This is a genomic window from Sporosarcina quadrami (assembly GCF_014836615.1).
Classification (GTDB): Bacteria; Bacillota; Bacilli; order Bacillales_A; family Planococcaceae; genus Sporosarcina; species Sporosarcina quadrami.
In genome coordinates, this window is the sequence record NZ_JACSQN010000004.1 from 267,545 (window position 1) to 275,373 (window position 7,829).

The 7,829-nt window shown below is 41.6% G+C and carries 5 protein-coding genes; all 5 read left to right on the top strand.

Features of this window, described 5'->3' with window-relative positions; all coding sequences use genetic code 11:
- Positions 1 to 40: 40 nt before the first annotated feature.
- The 5 genes from yaaA (at position 41) to H9649_RS06430 (ending at position 7,350) form a co-directional block, all read left to right on the top strand.
- Positions 41 to 280, top strand: a complete 240-nt coding sequence (gene yaaA, locus H9649_RS06410) for a S4 domain-containing protein YaaA (protein ID WP_191693886.1) — start codon at positions 41 to 43, stop codon at positions 278 to 280.
- Positions 270 to 1,388: a DNA replication/repair protein RecF gene (recF, locus tag H9649_RS06415; protein WP_191693887.1), complete on the top strand. Its 1,119-nt coding sequence runs from the start codon at positions 270 to 272 to the stop codon at positions 1,386 to 1,388. The genes yaaA and recF overlap by 11 nt, the downstream gene beginning before the upstream one ends.
- A gap of 44 nt (positions 1,389 to 1,432) precedes the next feature.
- Positions 1,433 to 3,358: a DNA topoisomerase (ATP-hydrolyzing) subunit B gene (gene gyrB, locus H9649_RS06420; RefSeq protein WP_191693912.1), complete on the top strand. Its 1,926-nt coding sequence runs from the start codon at positions 1,433 to 1,435 to the stop codon at positions 3,356 to 3,358.
- Positions 3,359 to 3,540: 182 nt separating this feature from the next.
- Entirely contained in the window at positions 3,541 to 6,126 is a 2,586-nt protein-coding gene (gene gyrA, locus H9649_RS06425) for a DNA gyrase subunit A (protein WP_191693888.1), read from the top strand.
- 126 nt (positions 6,127 to 6,252) lie between these two features.
- The gene (locus H9649_RS06430; protein ID WP_191693889.1) at positions 6,253 to 7,350 is read left to right on the top strand and encodes an HD-GYP domain-containing protein; all 1,098 of its coding nucleotides are present in this window, start codon (positions 6,253 to 6,255) and stop codon (positions 7,348 to 7,350) included.
- The last annotated feature ends 479 nt before the right edge of the window (positions 7,351 to 7,829 follow it).

Here is a 7,829-nt window from a genome sequence, read left to right on the forward strand (position 1 = left end):
AAATGGAATAACAGACTACTATGAGAAGGATTGAAGCCGAATGGAAGAGATTAAGATCGATACGGAGTACATCACGTTGGGACAAATGTTGAAAATGACCAATATTATCAGTTCAGGTGGAATGGCAAAATGGTTTTTATCGGAACACACTGTCTACCTTAATGGCGAAGAAGAGAGTCGCCGAGGAAAAAAGCTTTACAATGGTGATGTAGTGACAATTCCAGGCCAGGGTGAATTCAGCATATCTGTCAATTTAGACGGTCAATTAGATGTTCATTGAACGTCTTTCCCTTACGAACTACAGGAACTACAGTTCACTGGATCTCTCTTTTTCTCCTAAAATCAACGTTTTGATCGGCGAAAATGCACAAGGGAAGACGAATATCATGGAGGCGATCTATGTATTATCGATGGCGAAATCGCATCGAACTTCAATTGATCGTGAACTGATACGCTGGGATGAAGAGTATGGTAAAATAGAAGGGGACATCCAACGGAAATACGGACGGTTACCACTGGAATTGACGATTTCAAAAAAAGGCAAGAAGGCGCGTGTCAATCATTTGGAGCAGAACCGCCTCAGTCTTTACATAGGTCAACTCAATGTGGTCATGTTTGCACCGGAAGACTTGAATCTTGTAAAAGGGAGTCCGCAAGTACGAAGACGATTCTTAGATATGGAAATCGGTCAGATATCTCCTGTGTATCTCCATGATTTATTGACATTCCAAAAGGTTTTAAAACAACGGAATGCGATATTGAAAGATAACAGAGGTAAATTGGATTTTACGGATGTCATGTTTGATATTTATACAGAACAATATATACAAGTAGCTGTACAGATCATTCGCAAGCGGTTCTATTTCATCGAATTGCTTCAAAAGTGGGCAGAACCTATCCATAAAGGGATTTCCCGGGGAATTGAGCAGTTGATTGTTACGTATGGGACATTAAAAGAGTTTGAATCTGGGCAGACTGCTGAACAGATGGAAGAAATACTCAGCCAAAAATTGAAAGAATCGAGACGTCGGGAGCTTGAACGTGGAATGACACTAATCGGCCCACATCGAGACGATCTCCATTTTTTTGTGAATGGATATGATATTCAGACTTACGGTTCGCAAGGCCAACAACGGACAACTGCATTATCTCTCAAGCTTGCGGAAATAGATCTCGTTAAACAAGAGGTCGGCGAAACGCCAGTCCTGCTGCTCGATGATGTACTTTCTGAGCTTGACGATTATCGCCAGTCCCATTTGTTGAATACGATGCAAGGACAAGTTCAGACATTCGTAACAACAACAAACATTGCGGGTCTGGATCATGAGGCGATACGTAACGCCGAGTTATACGAAGTATCAGCAGGACACGTGAAGATAGAGAAATGATTTTAGCGATTGATGTTCTGAAAGGAAAGGTGAACAGTTTGGCTATGGAAGAAAAAGAATTGCAAACAGCTTATGATGCGAATCAGATCCAAGTTCTTGAAGGACTGGAAGCTGTGCGCAAAAGGCCTGGTATGTATATTGGTACGACTAGTTCGCGCGGTCTTCACCATCTCGTATGGGAAATCGTCGACAACAGTATCGATGAAGCGCTCGCGGGCTATTGTGACCATATCGAAGTAACAATCGAAAAAGACAATTGGATCCGTGTCGATGATAATGGTCGGGGAATTCCTGTCGGTATACAAGAGTCAACAGGCAGACCTGCTGTCGAAGTCATTATGACTGTCCTTCACGCAGGAGGAAAATTCGGCGGTGGCGGATATAAAGTATCAGGCGGATTACATGGTGTTGGTGCATCGGTTGTGAACGCACTGTCTGAAGTGACAGAAGTGTATGTACGACTTGATAGCAAATTGCATTTCATCAAATTTGAACGAGGACTTGTTTCAGAAGAGCTTGAAGTAATCGGCGAAGCGGATGAAACAGGGACGACTATTCGTTTTAAAGCGGATCCTGAAATATTTACAGAGACGACTGTCTATGAATATGACATACTGGCACACCGTTTGCGGGAGCTAGCTTATTTAAACAGAGGCTTACGTATTACAATTACAGATGAGCGCGAAGGCGAAAACGGCCATACAGATACGTATTATTATGAAGGCGGCATTAAGTCTTACGTTGAGCACTTGAATCAAAACAAAGAACCTATCCATGAGGAACCAATTTTCATAGAAGGTGAAAAGGACGGAATTTCCATTGAAATCGCTATGCAATATAATAGCGGTTATGCAGAAAATCTGTTTTCATTCGCTAACAATATTAATACGTACGAAGGCGGTACACACGAATCAGGCTTTAAAACAGCATTGACGCGTGTCGTGAATGATTATGCTAGAAAAAACAACTTGCTGAAAGAATCGGATCCGAACCTATCAGGGGACGATGTACGTGAAGGTCTAACAGCGATTATCTCTATTAAGCACCCAGATCCACAGTTTGAAGGACAAACAAAAACAAAGCTCGGTAACTCAGAAGTAAGCACAATTACGAATGCGCTCTTCTCTGAAGGATTCCAACGCTTTCTCCTAGAAAATCCGATTACTGCACGTCTCGTCATTGATAAAAGCTTAATGGCTGCGAGAGCACGTCTAGCAGCGAAAAATGCACGTGAACTGACACGTCGTAAATCAGCTTTGGAAGTTTCCAGCCTTCCCGGCAAGTTGTCCGATTGCTCTTCACGCGATCCAGCTATAAGTGAATTGTATATTGTTGAGGGTGACTCAGCGGGAGGATCTGCGAAAAGTGGACGTGATCGTCATTTCCAGGCGATTTTACCATTGAGAGGTAAGATTCTAAACGTCGAAAAAGCACGTCTTGACCGAATTCTAGGAAATGCTGAAATTCGTATGATGATTACTGCGCTTGGAACAGGAATTGGCGATGAATTTGACTTATCCAAAGCACGTTATCATAAAATTGTCATCATGACTGATGCCGATGTAGATGGTGCTCATATCCGGACATTATTACTGACATTCTTCTTCCGTTTCATGCGTCCGTTGATTGAAGCGGGCTATATGTATATCGCTCAGCCACCACTTTATCGTGTGAAACAGGGGAAAAATGAAGAATACTGTTTTGATGAAGAACAGCTGCAAGAAATTCTTGGACGTTTATCACCTGTCCCTAAACCAGTTATTACACGCTATAAAGGTCTTGGTGAAATGGACGCTACCCAATTATGGGAAACGACGATGGATCCAGACAAGCGGACACTTTTGCAAGTTCAACTTGAAGATGCATTCGATGCGGATGCCACTTTTGAGCAATTGATGGGCGATGAAGTAGAGCCGCGACGTAAATTTATCGAAGAAAATGCAATGTATGTAAAAAACCTTGACGCTTAATAGAACTGAACGGTTGTAGTGCGAAAGGACGCCGAAAGAAAAAGCTTGGCAGTCTTTCGCACTGATCGACTTGAATTGATTGGTAAAGAAGAAATCGAACATGGGCCTGCGGCGACAAGGGGCTTTGTTCAGTTGACAGGCTGTCCAAAAAGCGCCTGAGTTGAAAGGAGTTTGACGACAATATGGCAGATATGCCTATACGTGGTGTCCAAGGCATCAATATTAGTACGGAGATGAAAACCTCCTTCCTCGACTATGCAATGAGTGTAATCGTTTCGCGAGCATTACCGGATGTGAGGGACGGATTGAAGCCTGTTCACCGACGGATTCTATATGCAATGCAAGACCTCGGCAACACTGCGGATAAACCTCATAAAAAATCAGCCCGTATCGTCGGTGACGTAATCGGTAAGTATCATCCGCATGGTGATAGTGCTGTTTACGATACGATGGTAAGAATGGCACAAGATTTTAACTATCGCTACATGCTTGTAGACGGACACGGAAACTTCGGTTCTGTCGATGGGGATGCTGCAGCTGCGATGCGTTATACGGAGTCACGTATGTCACGTATTGCGATGGAGCTGCTTCGTGATATTAATAAAGACACAATTGATTATCAAGATAACTACGATGGACAAGAGAGAGAACCAATTGTTCTTCCGAGTCGCTTCCCGAACCTACTTGTAAACGGTACATCAGGAATTGCAGTCGGAATGGCAACGAACATTCCTCCTCACCATATTGGTGAGACGATTGACGGTGTGCTCGCAATGGCGGATAACCCAGCAATTACGACGGAGGAATTGATGGAAATCATTCCAGGACCCGATTTCCCAACAGGAGGTATTATCCTTGGAAGAAGCGGAATTAGAAGAGCGTACGAAACAGGACGCGGCTCTGTCATTATCCGTGGGAAAATTGAAATTGAACGTCATTCAAGTGGTAAAGAGACGATCATTGTAAATGAACTTCCGTACCAAGTGAATAAAGCACGTCTTATTGAAAAGATTGCTGAACTAGTGCGCGATAAGAAAATTGAAGGTATTACTCATTTGGCGGATGAATCTGACCGTACTGGTATGCGTATCGTTATCGAAGTTCGTAGAGATGCAAATGTCCACGTATTGTTAAATAATCTGTACAAACATACAGCTCTACAATCAAGTTTCGGTATCAATATGCTTGCTCTCGTTGATGGGCAACCGAAAATTCTTGCGCTTAAAGAAATTCTTTATCATTACTTAGAACATCAAAAAGTAGTTATTCGCAGACGTACGCAGTTCGAGTTGAATAAAGCAGAAGACCGTGCGCACATTTTGGAAGGTTTACGTATTGCACTTGACCATATTGACGAGATTATCGCTCTCATTCGTGGTTCAAAAACGACAGATGAAGCGAAAACAGGCTTGATGGAACGGTTTAGTTTATCTGAACGACAATCTCAAGCGATCTTGGATATGCGTCTCCAACGCCTGACAGGGCTTGAGCGAGATAAAATTGAAAATGAATACCAAGAATTACTTGTCTTGATTGCTGAATTGCGTGCGATTCTTGCAGATGAAGAAAAACTTGTTCAAATCATCCGTGAAGAGTTGTTGGAAGTGAAACAGCGTTTTGAAGACAAAAGAAGAACGGAAATTACTCTTGGCGGAGCTGAAATGCTCGAGGATGAAGATCTTATTCCTGTAGAGAACTCCGTATTAACACTCACCCATAATGGATACATTAAACGTCTTCCGGCCAGTACTTACCGAAGTCAACGCCGTGGTGGGCGTGGAATTCAAGGTATGGGGACGAATGACGACGACTTTGTCGAACATTTACTTAATACCTCAACACATGATACGATTCTCTTCTTTACGAGCAGAGGGCGTGTGTTCCGTAAAAAAGGGTATCAAGTGCCTGAATTCAGCCGGACTGCAAAAGGTCTTCCAATCATTAATCTATTAGATTTCGACAAGGAAGAAAAAGTAACGGCTATGATTCCGGTCGATAAGTTTGAAGAAGACAAATACCTCTTCTTCACGACGAAGCATGGGGTTGTTAAACGGACGACGGTCGCTGACTTTGCTAATATCCGTTCTAACGGGCTTATTGCCTTGACTTTACGGGAGCAAGATGAGCTGATTGGCGTCAAAATGACAACAGGTGATCAAAATATCGCAATCGGTACGCGGGACGGCATGCTCATCAAGTTTGATGAACGTGATATTCGCTCCATGGGCCGTGTTGCAAGTGGCGTACGTGGAATCCGTTTACGAGACGGAGACATCGCAGTCGGAATGGATATTGTTGCTGAAGGCGATGAAATCCTTGTTGTTACTGAAAAAGGATTCGGCAAACGTACACCTGAAGATGAATATCGTATTCAGTCACGTGGCGGGTATGGTCTGAAGACGTTGAATGTGACGGATCGCAATGGTCCACTTGTTGCTATGAAAACAGTTGATGGCACAGAAGATCTCATGCTCATCACGATTCACGGCATACTCATCCGAATGGATATTGAAGATATTTCTTTGATCGGTCGAAGCACGCAAGGTGTTCGTCTTATCCGTCTAGGAGAAGATGAATATGTTGCAACAGTAGCCAAAGTGGAAAAAGATCCAGAAGATCCTTTTGAAGAAGAGGATGCTGAAATAACTTCAGATATGGATGGATCTATTGAAGAGTTAAATGAATCCATCGTAGATACAGAAACAGAATCGTTTGATGAGCCTGAAGTAAATGAACATGGTGAAGATGATTCAACAGAAAACGAGTAATATATATGCAAAAAAAGTTATTGAGACATGTTAATCTGTTTCAATAACTTTTTTTCTATCGTAATGTTTAAAAATTTAGAGTATACTAGTACATAAGAAACACTGGAAAGTGGTGAGACTTTAGAGATGGAAGTCTATAAAAATATAAGTGATCTTCGAGTAGGCATCATTCTTCTGGAAGATATATATGCTAATACAAAGTATCCAATTATGCGTAAGAATACGGAGCTATCATTTGAACGTATTGAAGTATTAAACGACTTTGGGGTGAAACGGGTTAAAGTGGAAGAACGAGTTGTTAAAAAGGATCTTCCAGACGGTGAGCAGGATTCATCTGTTAATCCCGAAGACGTGCTTGAAAATATCCCGATGAACCACTATCTACTTAAAAAACAATATAATGATGCAGTTCGTGCCTATCAAAAGGAATTTAACAATTGGAGAGCCGGATTACGTCCAGACATTGTAAAAGTTCGCGAATTCATCGTTCCTTTAGTAGAACAATATATAAAGCAAAAAGATATGCTTTCAATGCTGAACGAATTTTCTACACCGGACGATTATTTATATCACCATTCAGTCGCTGTTGGAATTCTTTCAGCTGCAATTAGCAATCAGATGGGTATGGAAAAAGGAGATGCTTTACAACTTGGGCTTGCAGGTGCATTGGCTGACAGTGGTATGTCTAAAATTGATTCCTCTATTTTAAAGAAGACCGCATTCCTAACAAAGGAAGAATATAACGAAGTGAAAAAACACTCCTTATACAGCGTAAAAATGATTCAGGATACGCCCTTGCTTCGTCAGGAGATGAAAATAGCTATCTTGCAACACCATGAACGGTTGGATGGCAGTGGTTATCCGCGTGGAGACAGGATGGAGACCATTTCTGTGCATTCTCAAATTATTGCAGTGGCGGATGTATTCCACGCCATGACTACAGAAAGACTATACCGACCAAAGCATTCTCCTTTTAAAGTGATAGAGATGATAAAAGAAGAAGAGTTTGGCAAGTTCGATCTTAAAGTAATGGAAGCATTGCATAAGCTTGTAGGGTATCTGTCAATAGGTACGCGTGTTAAGTTGACGGATGGTGAACTGGGAGAGATTATGTTTGTTCATCGGGATGCACCATTACGACCGATGGTGAAGAAGGAGTCCGATGGGATGATTATAGATTTGACAACGAATCGTAACTTGGCAATTGCTAAGATTATTGATTAAGTTAGGGGAGAGCTGTATAGAGAGGCGGAGTGTTCCGACTTTCTGTGCAGTCTTTTTCTTTTCTTATAGAAGAAAGATTGATTTTAATTAAGGGAGTACGTTCTTTCAAGATGTATTACACCAGTCATCTAAGTGTTTATAAACTTTTATAAGAAAAAAATATTGATGAAAGATAAAGAAAGTAGGAGTAATAGTAGCTAAATAGGTCGCTTGCTAAATAAATTGGTGAAAAGTATTGCAAAGATAACAACCCGGTGTTATAGTAAATAACGTTGCACTTCCGATAAACGAAAACAACTTGAAAAACGAAGGAAAAACTTTTTTTAAAAAAGTTGTTGACAAACGGATTGCGAAAGTGGTATTATATAAAAGTTGCTTCTGAACGAAGCGGCCGACATAGTAACACAATGAACCTTGAAAACTGAACAGCAAAACGTCAACAATACAAGTTCTGAAACCGGCTTGCCGGTGAACGGACA